We start from the raw sequence: 17803 nt of genomic DNA, 5'->3' as shown, positions 1-17803 counted from the left end.
GCCGGGTACTACGAAGCGATACCGCCGCGGTGCGTACCGCCGCCGCTCGGCGCCGCCACGGTCGTCCCCCGCACGGTCGTCCCCCGCACGGTCGTCCCCCGCGCCTCGGCGACGGCGGCCTCGATCACCGCGATCGTCCGCTCCACCTCGCCGTCCGAGGTCGACCAGTTGCTTACCGAGATGCGCATCGCCGTGCGCCCCCGCCACACCGTGCCGCTCACGAACGCCTCGCCGCTCGCCGTCACCGCGGCCGTGACCGCCGCCGTCAGCCGGTCGCCCTCCGCCCGCCCGGCCGCCGTCCGGTCGCCCTCCTGGTCTGCCACCACCCGGATCAGCACCTGGTTGAGCTCCACGACGCGGCCCGGGCCGGCTGACCCGGCTGACCCGGCTGGGCCGGCCACCGAGTTCAGCACCGTCACCCCGGGAAGAGCGGCGAGCCGCACGGCGAAGCGGTTGGCATACTCGCAGCACCGGTCCACCAGATCGCGCAGCCCCGCCCGGCCGAGCGAGCGCAGCGCCGCGTATACGGCGAAGGCCCGTGCCCGGCGGCTGAACTCCGGTGTCCAGTCGACCGGGTCGAGCCGGCCGGCGGAGTCGAGGACGAAGTAATCCGCCGAGACCGACATCGACCGCCGGTGCGCCTCGCGGTCCGCGATGAGCGCGATCCCGCAGTCGTACGGGACGTTGAGCCACTTGTGGCCGTCGGTCGCCCACGAGTCGGCCCGCTCGACCCCGGCGACGAGGGCGCGCCGGGACGCCGCCGCCGACACCGCCGCCCACAGCCCGAACGCACCGTCCACGTGTACCCAGGCGCCGTGTTCGCGGGCCAGCGCGCACACCTCCTCGAAGGGGTCGAACCCGCCGGTGTTGACCTCCCCCGCCTGGGCGATCACGATCGTCGGCCCGCTCCCGCCGCTCTCGTCGGCAAGGGCCGCCCGCAGCGCCTCGGGGCGCATCCGCCCGAGTTCGTCGGCCTCGACGGCGATCGTCGCGCGGGTGCCGAATCCGAGCAGGCGCAACGCGGCGTCGACGGTGGCGTGCCGGGCGGCACCGACCAGGACCCGCACGGGCGGCGCCCCGGCGAGACCGTCCGTCTCGACATCCCAGCCGGCCCGCGCCAGCACCCGGTGCCGTGCGGCCGCCAGGGCGGTCACGTGCGCCATCTGGGTGCCGGTGGTGAACCCGACGGACACCCCCGACGGCAGGCCGAGCAGTTGCGCGATCCAGCGGCCGGTCAGCGCCTCGACGGCGCTGGCGGCCGGGGAGAGGGAGGCCAGGGCGGCGTTCTGGTCCCACACGACGGTGAGCAGGTCGGCGGCGAGCGCCGCCGGCAGGGTCCCGCCGACGACGTAGCCGAAGAAGCGGCCCGAGCCGGTCGCGGTGAGGCCGCCGGCCACCGCGTCGACCAGGGCGTCGATGACCGCCACCGGGTCGCTCGGGCCTGCCGGCAGCGTGTCGCCGAGCCGGCGGCGGACCTGCTCGGCGGTCAGGCTGGGGCCGACCCGACGATCGGCCAGACCCGCCAGGTAGGCGTCGGCATGCCCGGCGGCGGCGCGCAGTGCCGCGCGGAGCGCGTCAACGGGCGGCATGCCTCGCATCGGTGGATCTCCTCGTCCGAGATGGATGATCGTTCGCCAGCGGGTCCGATGCCCGGCGGCGTCAGTCGGCCGCCACCGCCGCCGCCGGGCGTGCGCCGCCTCCCGGCCCAGCCAGTCCAGCACCAGCTCGGCGGTGAGCCTTCGCCTCAAGCATCGGCATGTGGCCGAACCTGTCGAGGATCTCCACCCGCCAGTCCGGGCGTTCCGCGGCGACATGGCGTGCCACGCCCACCGGGATCAGCCGGTCGGCGGAGCCGTGGACGAGCAGCGTCGGTTGCCGGACGGTGCGGACCATGTGCGCGAGCGAGGCCGGGCGCACCAGTGACCAGACGACCGAGCGCGCCGCTCCCACGTACGCCTGGTCCGCGCCGGGGATCCCGCCGCGCTCGCTCTGCGCGCGCACCATCGCCGCGATCGCCGCCGGCGGGACGCGGCCGGGGTCGGCGCAGAGCCGCCGCAGGTTCTCGTCGACGAGCTGGTGGGGGGTGTAGCGGCCGCGGCGGTACGCGAGGACCGCCGCGGCGAGGCGGGGGACCGGCAGACCGGGGTGAGCAGTGGGGCGAAGGCGAGCCAGGGGAGGTGGGAGCCGCCGAGACCGTGCGCGCACAGCAGCAGCGGGCCGTCGGGTGGCCCCCCCGAGGTCGACGTAGTGCACCGGCCCGTCCAGCTGGGCCCAGAACGACCGGTGGTTCTCCCGGCCGAACGGGTCCGCCGAAACCGGGGGTGTGGTCACCGGGGGTGTGGTGACCGAGGGGGCGGTCACGTCGCGGCTGCTCATGCTGTGACGGTAGGACGACGCTCCTCGTGGCCGACAGACCCGCCAGCGGTGAAGCCGACGGTGAAACAGCAAGGCCGGCCGCCCGACGGCGGCCGACCTCCAGAAGTCACAGTGACCGGGAGGCGCCGAGCCGGAGCCGGTTCGGGTTTGCGACGGACCCGAACGAGAATGTCTCCGTGGCCGGCTCGAAGACCTCCGCGCCGTCGAGGACGCCGGAGCCGGTCTCCCGCTGACCTGGTAGGGAAAGCCCCGGGACCAGGTGGGTCGTCTCATCCTGTTCCATGCGCAACGCTCCTTCCATCGTTACCGACACCTGTCCCTAAAACGGTATCGAGTGGACGTGGCGCGCAAAGTCTCCAAGTGATCCTGGTCACACCACAAATCCGAACGATGGCGATGCGTTGCGCCCTTCATTGGCCGTCGGATGGCCCTGGCATGCGCGGATCGTGCGCAGAGCATGCGCGAGCCGTTGGTCAGGCGCGTTCAACCGGCCAACCGGCCCGGTCGAAACCGGGGCCGGTCGGCCGGAGCCCGCGGCCGGGGCGGGACGTCCGGTCGGGCCCGCAGGGGCGCGCCGGAGCCGGCGGTTAGGCTGTCGGTGCCGGTGCGGTGGAGGCCGTTCCGGGAGCGGCGCCCCGGCGCGGCGGGCGGCCGTGCCCGGTCGCCGGCCGCCCGAACCGGTGCCCCTCTCGCCGGGCGGGCCGGTGCTCGTTGCCGCGAGGCGTACCGCCGCCGCGCGGTCCCCGCCCGCCGCCCGTGCGGGCTAGCGGGATCTCGTCCTTGCTGATCCGGGGCGCGGGCGGCCCGGCGAGCTCGAGCACGATCGGATCGTCGGCGGTCGTCGGGATCGGCCTCGCCTCGATCCCGACGGCGCGCAGCAGCCCGCGCACCTTGCCGCGTTCGGCGGGCAGGGTGACGAGCACGTCCGCACCGTCGGCGCCGGCTCGGGCGGTCCGTCCGCCTCGGTGCTGGTAGGTCTTGGCGTCCTCCGGCGGACCGAGGTGCACGACGAGCCGGATGCCGTCAACGTGGATGCCGCGGGCGGCGACGTCGGTGGCGACCAGCACCCGGTAGAAGCCGTCGGTGAAACCGGCCAGCGCCCGGGTCCGCGCCCCCTGTGGCATTCCGCCGTGCAGCGGCTCGGCCGGCACCCCGGCCCGGCTCAGCGACTCGGCCACCCAGTCGGCGTCACGCTGGGTGCGCACGAACACCAGGGTGCGCCCCGAGCCGCCGGCGAGCGCGGTCACCAGGGCGACCTGCGCGGCCCGGTCGACGGCCTCGAGCGCGTGCCGGGCGAGCGTGGTGACCTGGGAGACCTCGGAGTCCACCGCGACCAGGACCGGGTCGGGCAGGTAGTCGCGCACGAGCACCTCGACCTCCCGGTCGAGCGTCGCGCTGAACAGCAGCCGCTGCCCGTCCGCCGGAGTGGCGTCGAGCAGTGCCTTCACCGCGGGCAGGAAGCCGAGGTCACACATGAAGTCGGCCTCGTCCAGGACCGTGATCTCGATCCCGTCCAGCACGCACGCGCCGCGCTCCACCAGATCGGTGAGCCGACCCGGGGTGGCGACGACCAGGTGCACACCGCGGCGCAGCGCGGAGATCTGCCGGCTGATGGACGTCCCGCCGTACACCGGCGCGAGCCGGAGGTTGAGCGCCTTGGTCAGGGGCTCAAGCGCGTCGTTGACCTGCTGGGCCAGCTCGCGGGTCGGCACGAGGACGAGCGCACGGGGCCGGCGGGGCTGGGCCGGCCCCTGGCCGGCCAGGCGGGCGAGCAGCGGCAGCCCGAAGGCGAGCGTTTTGCCCGAGCCGGTCCGGGCCCGGCCGAGGACGTTCTCCCCGGCGAGGACGTCGGGCAGGGTCGATGCCTGGACTGGGAACGGGGCGGCGATGTCCCGGTCGGCCAGCGCCTTGATAAGCCGGCGGGGCAGGCCCGCGGCCTCGAAGGACTCGGCCGGCGGCCGGGGCTCACGCGTGGTGATGGTCGGTCCGGCCGGGCGCGCCGGGCCACCGGAACGGGAGCCGCTGTACCGCGGGCCGCGCCCGCCGGCGCCGCGGCCGCCGGCGCCGCGGCCGCCACCCCGGGCCCCGCCACCGCCCGGACCGCCGCGGCCCCGGGCCGGGCGAGGCTGGCGCTGCGGGGCGTGCGACTGCTGGGAGCCGGGGGACTGCTGGCCCGGGTGGGACTGGGAGTTTCCGTACTGAGACAGAGGATCCGCCGATCAGGTCAGGGCCGCCATGGGTCCACCCGGACTGGATGAGGTGTCCCACACCAGTCCGCGTATCGTCCGGAGGCCGGGGGTACGGCCGGGTTTCGCGACCGGACCCACCGGCGGGTCATCCCCGCTAGGGCGCTCGCACCGACCTCGCACACCCGACCGTTCGGCCGGGCGCGGACGGCCTTGCAAGCCGTCGTTCTGTTCAAGGTACATCGCCGTTCCGCCACGCGGAGTGTGAGAGACGCCGATCCTGCGGCTGTACGTCTCGGGCTCACCCGCTGGTTCGTCCCGGGTTGCTCTTTCGGGCGAGCGGGTCGCCGGCCGCGGTGCGCAGTCCCCGGTCGCGGGCGGTGACGTGCCCGGCCCAGGCCACCAGGGTGACGACGCCGACGAGTGTCCCGTAAGCACCCACCACCCGCCCGGCCGCGCTGTGCCCCGCCGCGAGATTCACCACCGCGTCACCGAGCCCGAACACGACCGCGAGCCCGAGCCCGACCGCGAGCCTGAGCCTGGCGGGCGTCGCAGCCCGCCCGCCCGCCGCCGCGACGGTCCGTCGCCGGGTGGCCGACGGCCGCGACGTCCGACCGGCGTGCAGCGAGCTCAGCACGAGTGGCCCGAGGATCGCCGTGACAGCCAGCAGCTCCATGGTGGTGCTGCGGTGGGGCGTCACGAGGAACCAGGAGCTCACGGCGAACGCGGCGGTCGGACCGGGGGAGACCGGCCCCACGCACGTGGGTGGTTCCACCGGAGTGCCCGATCCCGCGGCGGTGCCCGGTCTCACCGGAGTGCCCGATCCCACGGCGGGGTCCGGCCCGATGGGGGCACCGGATCCGACCCGGCAGCCCGGTCCGACCCCGGCGTCCGCGAGGCTTGGACGAGGCGCGCTGAGTACGAGCAGCGGTGCGACCAGCAGGAGAAGGTAGTGGCTCCACACGATCGGGGAGGCGAGGATCGCGGCGGCGACGGCACCGGCGAACAGCAGCCGTTCGTCGTGGCCCCGCCGGGTGGCCGCCCAGCAGACCGCGAGGACGGCCAGGGCGCAGAGCCGGGCGATCGACGCGGCGGCCTCCATCGCGACACCGATGTTGACAAGCAGGCCGGTGAGGCTGAGCCCGTTCGGGGCCTCCGCCCGGGCGAGCGCGTCCAGCATGCCGACGTAGGTCGCTGTTCCCACCGGGCTGAGCAGCTCACCGGCCAGGAACAGGGCGCCGAGACCGGCGAGGGCCACCATCCAGGCCCGCAACCGGCGGGCGAGCAGCAGCCAGAGCAGCAGCGGCGCGAGAAACAGCTTGCTGTAGACGAGCAACGCGACGACGCCGCCACAGGTCCAGGGCCGGTCGCGTCGTTGCCAGGCCAGTGCCAGCCCCGCGAACAGCAACGCGTTGAGGGTGCCCATCTGCAGCCCGATGATGGTGCACGACGGGGCGATGACCAGCGCGTACACCCGCCAGTCCCGGGCGCCGGCGAGGTGGGTCCCGCCGAGCAGGGCGAGCACGGATCCCGCGACGAAGATGTCGTCCGCATGTGCCAGGCAGGACAGCGGCGCGAACGGCATCGCCGTGAGGTAGGGGTAGACGAACGCGAAGCCGGAGTACACCGCACCCGTGCCGGGGGCGGGATAGGGATCGAGCCCGTGCCGCACGGCCGCGCCGGCCCGCAGGAAGACGTCGACGTCGTAGTGGCCGATCCGGGTGATCAGTCCGAACCAGACCAGCATGATCAGTCCGACGACCGGCAGGGTGGGCCGACCGGGTGGCGTCGGCCATGACACTCCCCGGACGAGCTGTCGGTTATCCGGGCCGGGCCGGCTCCCACGCTCGTCGCCACGGCGATCGTCCTCGTTGCCCCGCATGCTTCCCTCAGCTCCACCCGTTGCGTCAGAAGGCGAGTTCGGTGACCAGGTGGATGATCAGTCCCACGAGGGCGCCGACGACGGTGCCGTTAATCCGGATGAACTGCAGGTCGCGACCGACGTGCAGCTCGATGCGCCGGGAGGCCTCGTCGGGCTGCCAGCGGCCGACAGTATCTCCGATGACCGCGGCGATGTCGTCCTTGTGCCGGCACACCACGCGGGTGGCCGCGTTCGCCACGGTGTGGTCGACGGTGCGCGCCAGCTCCGGATCGGTGGCGAGCTGGGCGCCGAAGGCCGCGAGTTCGTCGGTCGCGCGGACCCGGGCCGTGCTGCCCGGATCGGAGGCAAGATCGAGCAGGATGCTCTTCGCCGTGGCCCACATGGCGGAGATCACCCGGTCGACCTCGGGATGGGCCAGGAGCCGGTACTTGATCTGCTCGACCTGCCGTCCCAGCGCCTCGTCGGTGCGCAGCCGGCCGGCGAAGCCGCGCAGGAACGCGTCCAGGGCGCGGCGTGCCCGGTGCTCGGGGTCGGTGCGCAGCGCCTCGGTGAAGCGCAGCGCCTCGCTGTACGCCTTGGCCGCGACCGCCTCGTCCAGCCACTTCGGAGACCAGCTTGGTGCCCGCTCCTGCACGGTGCGGGCGAAGACCTCCGGGTTCTGCTTCAACCACGTCTCGGCCTCGGTGACGATCACGTCGACCAGTCGATGGTGCAGCCGGTCCTCGACCACCCGTTCCAGCGCCATTCCGAGAGCCCCGGCCCAGGGCCGTTCGACGACGCGGGGCAGCACCGCCTTCTCGACGAGTTCGCGGACCAGGTCGTCGTTCATCCCGGAGAGCACCGCGATGAACCGCTCCGCCGCCTCGGTCGTGACCCGTTCGGCGTGCGACGGCTGGCGCAGCCAGGCACCGACCCGGGCGGACACTCCGATGCCGTCGATCTTCTCCCGGATCACGTCCTCGGCGAGGAAGTGGGTGCCGACGAAGTTCTCCAGACTCCGACCAAGCGCGTCCTTACGTCGAGGAATGATCGCCGTGTGCGGGATCGGGAGGCCGAGTGGGTGGCGAAACAGCGCGGTCACCGCGAACCAGTCGGCCAGTGCGCCGACCGCGCCCGCCTCGGTGGCCGCGGCCACGTACCCGATCCACCCCGGGCCACCGTTGGCCTGCCAGCGGGCGGCGAGGAGGTAGATCGTCACCACCGCGGCAAGCAGGCTGCCGGCGATGAGCCGCATCCGGCGAAGCCCGCGGCGCAGGCCCACCTCGTCGGTGGTGCCGCGCGCGAAGCCAGCCGACACCGGCCCGGAGACGCCCTCCGGATCGTTCATCGCCGCCCGTTCGGTCGGCAGCCCGTCCCGCCGCCCACTGAGATCCTCCTGCTCGTTCCGCCAGCCGGATCGGCGCGGACCGACCAGGCTGGCGGGCGAGCCTGGCGGTGCCGGACGCGGCGATCCTCGGCCACCTTATGCGGGAGCACCGCCCATCCGGACCGGCGTGGGGATCATTCGGTCTGGCGCCGGATCCGTTGCTGGATGACGACCAGATCGACGATGGCGACGAGGGCGAGAAAGGCGAGGAAGGCGGCGCCGGCTGTCTGCCCCCGGACGGCGAAGAAACCGGCGAAGACCCCGCAGAACACCAGGCCGAACGCGGCGAGGACGCGGCGTAGCCCGAATGCGCTGTGAGCCGGGGGGAACCCCCCCGGACCGGAGGAGCCGCAGGAGAAGGCGCGGCGCCACCAAGGCCGGTGCCCGAGGGCACTACCCCGGTCGCGTTGGTGCGGCAGGGAATGGGTCACAGACACCGGTATGCCCCGCCCGGACGGGGCGAACCGGTCGCCCTCGTCGCCGTTGCGGGGATGGTCCTCCCGGATCGCACGGACGGCATCGAGCGGGCGGACACCGACGTCGGTCAGCCCTCGGGTGGTCGGTCAACCCTCGGCTGCCGACGTGCCGTGGCGGCCCGGCAGCCTGGCGGTCATCGCGGATCTCGCCTCGTCGCTGACGAGGCGCTCGGTGAAGATCGAGCTTTCGACGTCGATGCGCGCCAACACCTCCGGTGTCCCGCCGTCGTGCAGCAGGGCGCGAGCTGCCGCGAGCGCCTGCGGCGGCTGAGCCAGCAGCGCCGCCACCCGGTCGTCGACCCGGGCGCGTAGCGCTTCGGCGTCGGGAAGTACCTCGGTCACCACCCCCAGTCGGGCGGCCTCGGCCGCTCCGAGGGACTCGCCGAAGTAGACGAGGCGGGCAGCGATGGCTGGTCCGACCCGGCGGGGTAGCAGGAGGGTCGACCCGAACTCGGGGATCACCCCCAGATTGACGAACGGCATCCCGAGGGTGCTGCGCTCGGTCGCGTAGACCAGGTCGCAGTGCAGCAGCAGCGTGGTCCCGATGCCCATCGCGGGCCCGTCGACCTCGGCGACGAGAAGTTTCGTGCTGCGGGCCAGCGTCCGGATGAAGGTCAGCGTCGGACCCTCCGCCCGGAGGGCGTCGGCGGCCAGAAAGTCGACCAGATCGTTGCCGGCGGTGAAGGATCCGCCGCTGCCGGTCAGCCGGATGACCCGGATCTCCGGGTCGGTCTCGGCCTTGTCGAACGCCTCCGCGAGGGCGAGGTACATCGCCTGGGTGAGGGCGTTGCGTTTCTCCGGGCGGTTGATCCGTACCGTCAGCGCGCCCTGGCCGGGTTCGCTCTCGATCTGGCTGCTCATCCGTGTCTCCTCACCGGTCCGTCGGGTTCCCTGGCCCGGCCGTGCTCCCGACCCGGCCGTGCCCGGGGGCGTCAACCGTGCCCGGGGGCGTCAACCGTGCTCAGGGGCACAGTGCCACCGGCTGGCCTCGGGTGAAAGTAGTTGTGCCACCTCCGCCGCTTCCGTGACCTCCGCCGCTTCCGCCAGCCGGGGCCTCGCTCGGCGATTAGCGCAGCAGTTCAGCAGTTCAGCAGCAGCTCATTGGACGGGAGTTGATGGGGAGGTCTGTCGTGGAGTTGTTGTGGAGTGATTGAAGCTTCGGTGGACCGGGTAGGGCCTGATCGGCAATCGTCGACGCCTGATCGGCAATCGTCGACGCCTGATCGGCAATCGTCGACGGGGGTGACTGCTGGGGCGGAGTGACCCAGTTCCCGTCGCCAGGTGTCTGCAATGTCTACAACGTCTGCAATGTCCACAATGGAACCACTCTTCATGATCTGGCAAGAGGTGGGAGCTGCGGCCCGGGCGGGGGTCGGGTGGGCTGCGAGGGTGTGATCTGTGTGGCCTCGGATCGTGCGATGTGCTTCCAGCAACATGCCAACATGTGATGTGTTTGCGTTGTCGAGCGCGGTGCGACCGGTTGATCGGAGCCTTCGTGGCCGCGGAGGATCTGCGCCGGTTGGCGTCGACTGCTGCCCGTCAGTGCTAGTTCATGCGCATCGTCGTTGTTTGGTCCGGGCTGCGCTCATGTAATTCGGGGCGGGTTCTGGTTGCGCGTTGCGCGCCCGCGAATGTTCGTCACCCGGTGCTACCTCGCCATCCTTTTGCGTTGAAGGCGGGTGCCCCCAGTCGGGCTAGTTCTTCACCCGCTACAGTTGTCCGCGCCCCCGGAACATTCACCCGATGTCCGGACCGCCTACTCCAATGCGCTGGCCCGGTGTTGTCGTCTGTGGTCTTCCGGTGACATGTCCCGATGGAACTCGACTACTCACCCCCGCACACGAGGCACTCGACTCCCGGGTGCCGGACGAGAGGACCGGATGCTCCAGAATTGGCCCATCCGCTCGAAGCTAGTGGTGATTCTCGTCGTCCCCCTGGCTGCGCTCGCGGTACTGAGCGCGATACAGGTGCGGGGGAACGTCGACAACGTGCGGGTCGCCAACCGCATCAAGGCACTCGCCGACTTCTCGATCAAAAGCAACGAGCTGGTCCAGGCCCTGCAGGTCGAGCGGTACGCCACGAACTCCTATGTCGGTTCCAACTACATGGCCGTCGCTCAGGAGCAGGCGGCGCTCGCCGCCCGCGGCCCGGTGGACAAGGCCCTGGCCGTCTATCGGGCCGGTGAGGCGGCGCTGCCCGCGGCGGGTCGTGACACCCTGGCGACCACGCTCGCGTCGATCTCGGAACGCCTCGGCAAGCTCTCTGCGCAGCGCAAGGCGATCGACGCGCACCAGGCGCAGGTGGACCAGAACATTGCTTTCTACTCGGGTGCCGTGGACGATCTCCTCGCCCTCAACGCCCAGGTGGCGGCCGGAAGCCGCAACACCTCGCTGGTCAACGGTGCCACCACACTGGTGAGTATCGCGCAGGCCAAGGAACAGGTCGCCCACCAGCGCGGCGCCGTCGTCCGCGTGATCCTCCTCCAGCAGACGGATGCGGCCACGCTGCGGGAGATCCAGACCAGGAGCGGGGCGGAGGACGCCTGGCTGGCCCAGTTCCGCACCACGGCCACGGCGGACGAGCAGGAGTTCTACAACGTGACGGTCGGCCGGACGATCTCGGCCGCCGCGACATTGCGTGACGGCACGGTCAACGCCGTGCAGAACGGCCAGCCGCTGACCGTTACCCCGCAGATCTGGCTGGAGGCCTCCGACGCGAAGATCAATGCGATGCGGCAGGTCGAACGCCGGATCGCGGCCGACCTCGCAACGACCAGCGCGAAGATCGCCAGTTCGGCCACCCGCGACGCGCTCCTCAGCGGTATCGGCGTGGCGCTGGTGCTCGTGGTGTCGGTGGTGATTTCTCTCCTGGTGGCGAGCCCGATGATCCGGGACCTACGCCGACTGCGCCGCGGCGCCCTCGAAGTCGCGAACGAGCGGCTGCCCGGGGTCGTCGACCGTCTGCACCGCGGGTCGCCGGTGGACGTGGCCGAGGAGGAATTCCCGGTCGAGGTCCGGAGCAAGGACGAGATCGGTCAGCTCGCCGAGGCGTTTGGCACCGTGCACGCGGTGGCCGTGCGGACCGCGGTGGAGCAGGCCGCGATGCGCAAGAGCATCGGGGACACGTTCCTCAACCTCGCCCGCCGCAGCCAGGCACTCATTCACCGCCAGCTCAAGGTGATCGACGCCCTGGAGCGCAAGGAGACCGACCCGGACGAGCTGGAGGAGCTCTTCCGTCTCGACCACCTCGCCACCCGCATGCGCCGGCACGCCGAGGACCTCATCGTGCTGTCCGGCTCCAAGCCGGCCCGTGGTTGGCGCCGGCCCGTCCCGGTCAAGGACGTCGTCCGTGGCGCCGTCGCCGAGGTGGAGGACTACACCCGGGTGCAGGTGATGTCGATCGACGGAGGGGCCATCAGCGGTCACGCCGTCGGTGACGTCATCCACATGCTCGCCGAGCTGATCGAGAACGCCACCTCCTTCTCTCCGCCCCACACGCCGGTGCATGTCTCCGGGCACGAGGTGTCGAACGGCTTCGTGATCGAGATCGAGGACCGCGGGCTGGGCATGAGTCCGGAGGAGTTCGACGCCGTGAACGAGCGGCTGGCCAACCCGCCTCCCTTCGACCTGTCGACCAGCGAGCGTCTCGGCCTGTTCGTCGTCGGTCGGCTCGCCGAGCGGCATTCCATCTCGGTGAAGCTGCGGTCCTCGCCGTACGGCGGCACGATGGCGATCGTCCTGGTGCCGACCACGCTGCTGCGGCAGGTCGACACCGACGGGGAGGCCCGGCCGGAGCCCGCGCAGATCGCCCCGCCGCTCCCCATGACGCGGGTTCCGGCTCTCGACGGCCCGGCCATCGACGAGGACCGGTTCCGTGGGTCGCTGGTGGACGCGGACGGCAACCTCGCCGGTCCCCCCGCGCGCTCCGAGGACGCGGCCGCGGCTGCGCACGGTCAGGACGAGACGCTCATCGACGATCTGCCGGTCTTCGCCACGGTGCGATCGAGCTGGTTCGTCGCCGACCGCCCGCGGCACCGTTCCAACGGCAGGCCTTCGGACGCTCCGCCGCGTCCCTCGACCCCGCGCTCCGACCCGGACGGCGGGTCGGGCGGGAAGCCCGGCTCCCGCGACTTCGGTGACCCCCCGCCGCTGCCGTCGCGCCGTTCGCGTGGCGGCCGCAGGGCCGTGGGGGACCAGCCCCACCCCGCCGTCCCGGACCATCCCCAGACGCCCGGGTCGGACGACCCCGGCGGTCCGCCGGCCCGTCCGGGACAGGACACATCTTTCCGGGATGAACCCTTCCGGGAGGAGCCCTTCCGGGATGGCCCCTTCCAGGACGGACGGGACGTCCCCGGTCCGGGTGGCCACGACGGTGCGCCCGGCTCCGAGTATGGCGGCGACGGCGGACCCGGCAGCCGTGTCACCTCGCTGTTCGGTGACAGCCCCATGGCCAGGGAGCGGTCGCGCGGTGGTGAGCCCGGCTCCGCCGACCCGCGGGAGGCCACCCGAACCGATCCGTTCACCTCACCGCTGGGCCGGCCGGTGGGACGCTCCGAGGGATTCCAGCGCGAGGACACCCCCGCCATGGGCCAGACGGTCGTCCCCCTCGGACGCCCGGCGCCTTCGGCCCGTTCGGACGAGCCCGCTGACCCGGCCGGGCCCGGCGCGGACGGCCAGCTGCCCGTCGATTTCACCGAGGTGGGCCTGCCCAAGCGCACCCGGCGGGCCAGTCTCGCGCCACAGCTTCGTCGGGACACTCCCGAGGAGCGTTCCGGAATACTCGCCGCGCAACGGAGCCCGGAAGAGATCCGCAACATGATGTCGTCCTTCCAGAACAACTTTGGTCGTGGTCTGGCGGACGGCCAGGTTTCGAACGACGGTGACGATGTAGGAAAGGTGACCTGATGCGTCCGCTGGGGCCGTCCGAGAACATGAGCTGGTTGCTCAACAACCTCGTCAAGAAGGTGCCCGAAGTCACCTATGTGATTGCGCTTTCCTCTGACGGGTTGTTGCTCGCCACCTCGTACGGGATGGACCGGGCGACCGCCGACCAACTGGCCGCGGTGGCCTCCGGATTCAACAGCCTGGCGCGCGGCGCGGGTCGTTTCTTCGGGGGTGGAAACGTCCGGCAGACCATTGTCGAGATGGACGAGGGATTCCTGTTCGTCACCGCGGTCGGGGATGGATCGTGCCTGGCCATTCTCAGCAGCCCCGGCGCGGACATCGGTCTCATCGCCTACGAGATGGCGCTGCTGGTGACCCGGGTCGGCGAGTTTCTCACCCCGGAACTCCGGGCTCAGATGCAGTCCGCGCTGCCACTCTGACATCGGCCCGGCGATCGGGTGGGGGTCCGATCGGTTGGTGGGTCAGCCGGTCACCCCCTGCCATCACCGACCGGATGACAGCAGAATTCTCAAGGCAGGAGGACCGGTATGTCGCGCGATGATGAATGGTTCGACGAAGAGGCTGGTCCGGTCGTCCGCCCCTACGCTGTCACCGGGGGCCGGACACGGCCGACGAACCAGACGTTGGAGCTGGTCGCGTTGGTGACCACCACGCCCAACGGCCGGCTGATGATGCGGACGCTGGAGCATGAGCAGCGCGCCATCGCGTTGCTCTGCCAACGCGTGCAGTCGATCGTGGAGATCTCCGCTCGGCTGAATCTTCCGGTCGGGGTCGCGCGGGTCCTCGTCGGCGACATGCTCGACGCCGGCCTGGTGACCGTGACCCGACCGGCCCGACCCTCCGACCGCCCTTCCATTGCCCTCATCGAAAAGGTGCTCGATGGACTACAGGCCCTCTAGAACGGGGTCGCCGGAAACGGCGCCGCCGCATCCGGTAAAAATCATCATCGCCGGCGGGTTCGGAGTCGGAAAGACGACGTTCGTCGGTTCGGTGAGCGAGATTCAGCCCCTCACCACGGAGGCCGCGATGACGGCCGCAAGCATAGGGATCGACGACACCAGCGCGGTCGGTTCGAAGACGACAACCACGGTCGCGATGGACTTCGGTCGGATCACGCTTCTCGACAGCATTATTCTCTACCTTTTCGGCACCCCGGGCCAGGACCGGTTCTGGTTCATGTGGGATGAGCTCGTCCTCGGCGCGATCGGCGCGGTGGTCCTGGTGGACACGCGGCGGCTGGCCGACTCCTTTCCGGCCATCGACTACTTCGAGGAGCGCGACATCCCGTTCCTCATCGCGCTGAACCGGTTCGACGGTGCGCGGGAGTACCGGGTGGAGGACGTCCGGGCGGCGTTGGACCTCGATCCGCGCCGTCCGGTGGTGTTCTGCGACGCCCGGCAGCGGGAGTCGGTCCGGCAGTCCCTGGTGTCGCTGGTCCGCCACGCCCTCGACGTGGTGTCCGCGGAGTCCCGGCCGGGCCTGCCCCAGCGGTCGGGGTGAGCGGCCGCGTCGGTCCGGTGGGCACGGCTGGTCCGGTGGGCACGGCTGGTCCGGTGGGCACGGCTGGTCCGGTCGGCGTCCGTCGGCCACGTCCCGATCCTGCTCCGAGGAAGGGGAAGGTGCTCGATCTTTTCGGTATCGATGAGGTCACCCTGGCCGCCTATCGGCTGTGGCTGTGCCACGAGGTCCTGAGCGTGCCCGAGGTGGCGGAGATGCTCGGCGAGCCGCTGGTCGCCGCGAGGCGGGCGCGTGATCGTCTGGTCGAGCTGGGTCTGCTGCTGCCCTCGCGCGAACGGGCCGGTCACTACGTCGCGGTGCATCCCGAAGCCGGGCTCGACCACCTGCTCCAGGCGCAGCACGAGCAGCTGATCCGTCGCCATGAGCGGCTGCTCCTGGCCCGGGCACAGATCAGCTCCTTCGTCTCGGACTACCTGGAGAGCCGTCCCGGCGGGGACACCGCCGAGGTAAGGCGGATAGACAGTGCCGACCAGGCCCGTGCGGAGCTGCTCGCGATCGTCGGGCGAGCCGAGCGGGAGGTGCTCGCGCTGCATACCCGGCGCGAGTGGTCCTCGACCCTGACTCGCGAGGTGATGCCGGTCGAACTGCGTGCGTTGCGGCGTGGTGTGGTGATGCGCAGCGTCCTGCCCCGGTCGGTGCGCCTGGACGAGCTCGGCGCCGGTTATGTGCGGACCGTGGCGGCGCATGGCCTGGACGCCCGAATGATCGACGATCCCCGGCTGGACGCCACCGCGGTCGACGGGCGGATCGGCCTGGTCCGACTGGGCCGGGGGTTCGCGACCGGCCAGACCCTGCTCGTGCGCACCCCGGAGCTGACCGCCCTGCTGCTCACCCTGTTCGAACAGGTCTGGGAGGCCGCCGAACCGCTGAGCGGCGAGGCGATGGCCGCTCCCGGGGACGGTGACGACGCGCCGAACGACACCGAACGGCTGCTGCTGCGTCTGCTCAGCCTCGGCATGAAGGACGAGGCGGCCGCGCGCCATCTGGGCGTCTCCGTCCGCACCGTGCGCCGCATGATCGCCGATCTGATGGCACGGTTGAACGCCCGTAGCCGATTCCAGGCGGGTAGCCTCGCCGCGCAACGCGGCTGGTTCTGAGCGGCTGGTTCTGAGTAGCCGGCTCTGGATGTAGCCGGCTCTGGATGTAGCCGGCTCTGGGTAGCACCATACCCGACCAGGCCGAGGCCGAGCGCGGACGACGTGGTTCCCACGAGATCGAGATCCCGGTTCTCCTCCGGTGGCGTGTCGACCACCCCCGGGCACCGGGAAGCCCGCTCGCGATGGTTGTAGCCGCGTTGTGCTCTCCGTGTGCACTGGTTGGCATTTGACTGCCAGGGCAACTTGCTGCCAGGGGAAATCCAGGACAGCCGCGCCGCGTGGCCCCATGCTCTCGATGAGTCAAAGAAGCCGACTGCTTTAGAAAGGCTGGCTGCTTCAGAAGGGCTGTCGGGTGGGAAGCGGTGGTCGCGCACCGGTCACTCCCGGCCGGCTCCATGCTCGTCGGCGGATTCCCCTGCCACCTGTAACGCGTCGCAAGGTGCCGGGGCCGGTCCGTCATGGCCGGTCCGCCTGACTGCCCATGCACACGGTACCCGTGCTTGCCATGCACACGGTACCCGTGCTTGCCTGGGGTCAAACACGCGCTTCCCAAGAACATGTCGAGGAGATTCTTGTGCCCTCAGTCACCGGTCCCTCAGTCACCGGTCCGCAGAACCCCGCCACGCCGTCCGGAGGTCAGTCACACCGGACTCTCATCGTGGCCAGGATGAACCCTGCCGACGCTCCCGCCATCGCGGCGACCTTCGCCGAGTCCGATGCCGGAGAACTACCCGGAATCGTGGGTGTGACCAGGCGTGACCTGTTTCACTTCCATGGCCTTTACTTTCATCTTATCGAGGCTCCGACTAACGTCAGGAACACCGTCGAGAACGTCCATGAGCATCCGCTGTTCGTCGACGTGAGCAAAAAGCTCGGGAAATACGTCTCCGCCTACGACCCGGAGACCTGGCGCACCCCCGGGGACGCGATGGCACAGAGTTTCTACTCGTGGACGGCCGGCTGAGCCCCCGGTGCGCCACCGGGCTCCTGATACACGGCCGGGCTCCTGTACACCGCCAGAGCACCGGGCCCGCCGGCTGCGGCCGCGACCGGTCATCAGCGACCGCGTCCTAGATCCCGCCCACCGGTACGCCCAGTTTTTCATGTGAACCCCGAAACCCGAAAATGAAAAAGGGAGTACGACATGCCCCGGCAATGGTCGGCCGATGCCCTGCTCGACTTCCTGGTCGAGCAGGCCGGTCTGCCCTCGGACGAGCGGCCGACGGACCTGGATGTGACCTTCATCGACATCGGCCTCGACTCGCTCGCCTACCTCCAGCTCTCGGCGGAGGTGGCCGGGACCTTCGGGGTGGACCTCCCGGCCGAGCTGCCGGAGAGCTGGACCCTCGCCGAGATCCTGGCCACGGTGAACACGGCTCTCGGCCAGCGCGAGACGGTCTGAATCCGCCGTTAGTTCCCACGCCCCATACCTTCCAGGCCGACCGGAGCCGACGTGAGCGGGCACACTGACAACTCGATTTTCATCGATGCCGACATTGAAACCGTCTGGACCATCACCAACGATCTGAAGTCCTGGCCTGACCTCTTTACCGAATACGCCTCGGTAGAGATTCTTGAGCACCATGAGAACACCTTCAAGTTTCGCCTGACCATGCATCCCGACGAGAACGGGACGGCGTGGAGTTGGGTGTCCGAGCGGACGCTCGACCCGGCCACCCGGCAGGTGCGCGCGTACCGCGTCGAGACCGGTCCGTTCGAGTACATGCACATCCACTGGAGCTACACGCCGGAGGGCACCGGCACCCGCATGCGCTGGGTGCAGGACTTCCATATGCGCCCGTCGGCGCCGGTGAACGACGAGCAGATGACCAACCGCATCAACGCCAACACCGCCCGCGAGATGTCGGTGATCCGGGAGAAGGTCGAGCGGGCCGCCGCCGAGCTGCCCCCGGTCTCCATCGCGCTGCCGGAACAAGTCTGAGGAGAACGAGACCGGTGACTTCCGTGACAGCGATTCCGAAGGTTCTCTGCATTCAC

Annotated in this window: 16 protein-coding genes; 8 read left to right on the top strand and 8 right to left on the bottom strand. The window is 71.0% G+C overall.

The genetic code is table 11. The features are described 5' to 3' along the window. Positions 1–8 precede the first annotated feature (8 nt). The 8 genes from FRANCCI3_RS14410 to FRANCCI3_RS14380 form a co-directional block, all read right to left on the bottom strand. Positions 9–1598, bottom strand: a complete 1590-nt coding sequence (locus tag FRANCCI3_RS14410; RefSeq protein WP_011437254.1) for a pyridoxal phosphate-dependent decarboxylase family protein — start codon at positions 1596–1598, stop codon at positions 9–11. A 61-nt stretch (positions 1599–1659) separates the two neighbouring features. Next, positions 1660–2376 (bottom strand): hypothetical protein, encoded by a 717-nt coding sequence (locus tag FRANCCI3_RS23540; protein WP_051569466.1) that lies wholly within the window; start codon positions 2374–2376, stop codon positions 1660–1662. 106 nt (positions 2377–2482) lie between these two features. Next, entirely contained in the window at positions 2483–2659 is a 177-nt protein-coding gene (locus FRANCCI3_RS27045; RefSeq protein WP_023840775.1) for a hypothetical protein, read from the bottom strand. A 304-nt stretch (positions 2660–2963) separates the two neighbouring features. After that, on the bottom strand, positions 2964–4232 hold the full coding sequence (locus FRANCCI3_RS14400; protein ID WP_035731820.1) for a DEAD/DEAH box helicase: 1269 nt from the start codon (positions 4230–4232) through the stop codon (positions 2964–2966). 631 nt (positions 4233–4863) lie between these two features. After that, the gene (locus FRANCCI3_RS26285; RefSeq protein ID WP_011437251.1) at positions 4864–6444 is read right to left on the bottom strand and encodes a glycosyltransferase 87 family protein; all 1581 of its coding nucleotides are present in this window, start codon (positions 6442–6444) and stop codon (positions 4864–4866) included. Between the two features lie 25 nt (positions 6445–6469). Further along, positions 6470–7771: a DUF445 domain-containing protein gene (locus FRANCCI3_RS14390; protein ID WP_011437250.1), complete on the bottom strand. Its 1302-nt coding sequence runs from the start codon at positions 7769–7771 to the stop codon at positions 6470–6472. 173 nt (positions 7772–7944) lie between these two features. Further along, positions 7945–8247: a DUF6343 family protein gene (locus FRANCCI3_RS14385; RefSeq protein WP_011437249.1), complete on the bottom strand. Its 303-nt coding sequence runs from the start codon at positions 8245–8247 to the stop codon at positions 7945–7947. Positions 8248–8373: 126 nt separating this feature from the next. Beyond that, positions 8374–9147, bottom strand: coding sequence for an enoyl-CoA hydratase-related protein (locus FRANCCI3_RS14380; RefSeq protein WP_011437248.1), 774 nt, complete (start codon positions 9145–9147; stop codon positions 8374–8376). Between the two features lie 1019 nt (positions 9148–10166). Here FRANCCI3_RS14380 and FRANCCI3_RS14375 point away from each other — a divergent pair. The 8 genes from FRANCCI3_RS14375 (at position 10167) to FRANCCI3_RS14340 (ending at position 17747) form a co-directional block, all read left to right on the top strand. After that, positions 10167–13190, top strand: a complete 3024-nt coding sequence (locus FRANCCI3_RS14375; protein WP_011437247.1) for a sensor histidine kinase — start codon at positions 10167–10169, stop codon at positions 13188–13190. Continuing rightward, entirely contained in the window at positions 13190–13609 is a 420-nt protein-coding gene (locus FRANCCI3_RS14370; RefSeq protein ID WP_011437246.1) for a roadblock/LC7 domain-containing protein, read from the top strand. Before FRANCCI3_RS14375 ends, FRANCCI3_RS14370 begins: the two co-directional genes overlap by 1 nt. A 108-nt stretch (positions 13610–13717) precedes the next feature. Further along, the gene (locus tag FRANCCI3_RS14365; RefSeq protein WP_011437245.1) at positions 13718–14089 is read left to right on the top strand and encodes a DUF742 domain-containing protein; all 372 of its coding nucleotides are present in this window, start codon (positions 13718–13720) and stop codon (positions 14087–14089) included. Further along, a complete protein-coding gene (locus FRANCCI3_RS14360; RefSeq protein ID WP_011437244.1) occupies positions 14070–14690 on the top strand; it encodes a GTP-binding protein in 621 nt (206 codons plus the stop codon). The genes FRANCCI3_RS14365 and FRANCCI3_RS14360 overlap by 20 nt, the downstream gene beginning before the upstream one ends. Before the next feature lie 119 nt (positions 14691–14809). After that, positions 14810–15805, top strand: coding sequence for a LuxR C-terminal-related transcriptional regulator (locus FRANCCI3_RS14355; protein ID WP_011437243.1), 996 nt, complete (start codon positions 14810–14812; stop codon positions 15803–15805). Between the two features lie 655 nt (positions 15806–16460). Further along, positions 16461–16769 carry a TcmI family type II polyketide cyclase gene (locus tag FRANCCI3_RS28190; RefSeq protein WP_049761097.1) on the top strand — a complete coding sequence of 103 codons (309 nt, stop codon included), beginning with the start codon at positions 16461–16463 and terminating at the stop codon, positions 16767–16769. 180 nt (positions 16770–16949) lie between these two features. Continuing rightward, the gene (locus FRANCCI3_RS14345; protein ID WP_011437241.1) at positions 16950–17207 is read left to right on the top strand and encodes an acyl carrier protein; all 258 of its coding nucleotides are present in this window, start codon (positions 16950–16952) and stop codon (positions 17205–17207) included. Between the two features lie 51 nt (positions 17208–17258). Further along, positions 17259–17747, top strand: a complete 489-nt coding sequence (locus tag FRANCCI3_RS14340) for an SRPBCC family protein (RefSeq protein ID WP_011437240.1) — start codon at positions 17259–17261, stop codon at positions 17745–17747. The last annotated feature ends 56 nt before the right edge of the window (positions 17748–17803 follow it).

This window comes from Frankia casuarinae, from assembly GCF_000013345.1.
GTDB classification, from domain to species: domain Bacteria; phylum Actinomycetota; class Actinomycetes; order Frankiales; family Frankiaceae; genus Frankia; species Frankia casuarinae.
The sequence above is the reverse complement of the archived record's forward strand: the minus strand, read 5'-3'. Positions and strand labels throughout refer to the sequence as shown.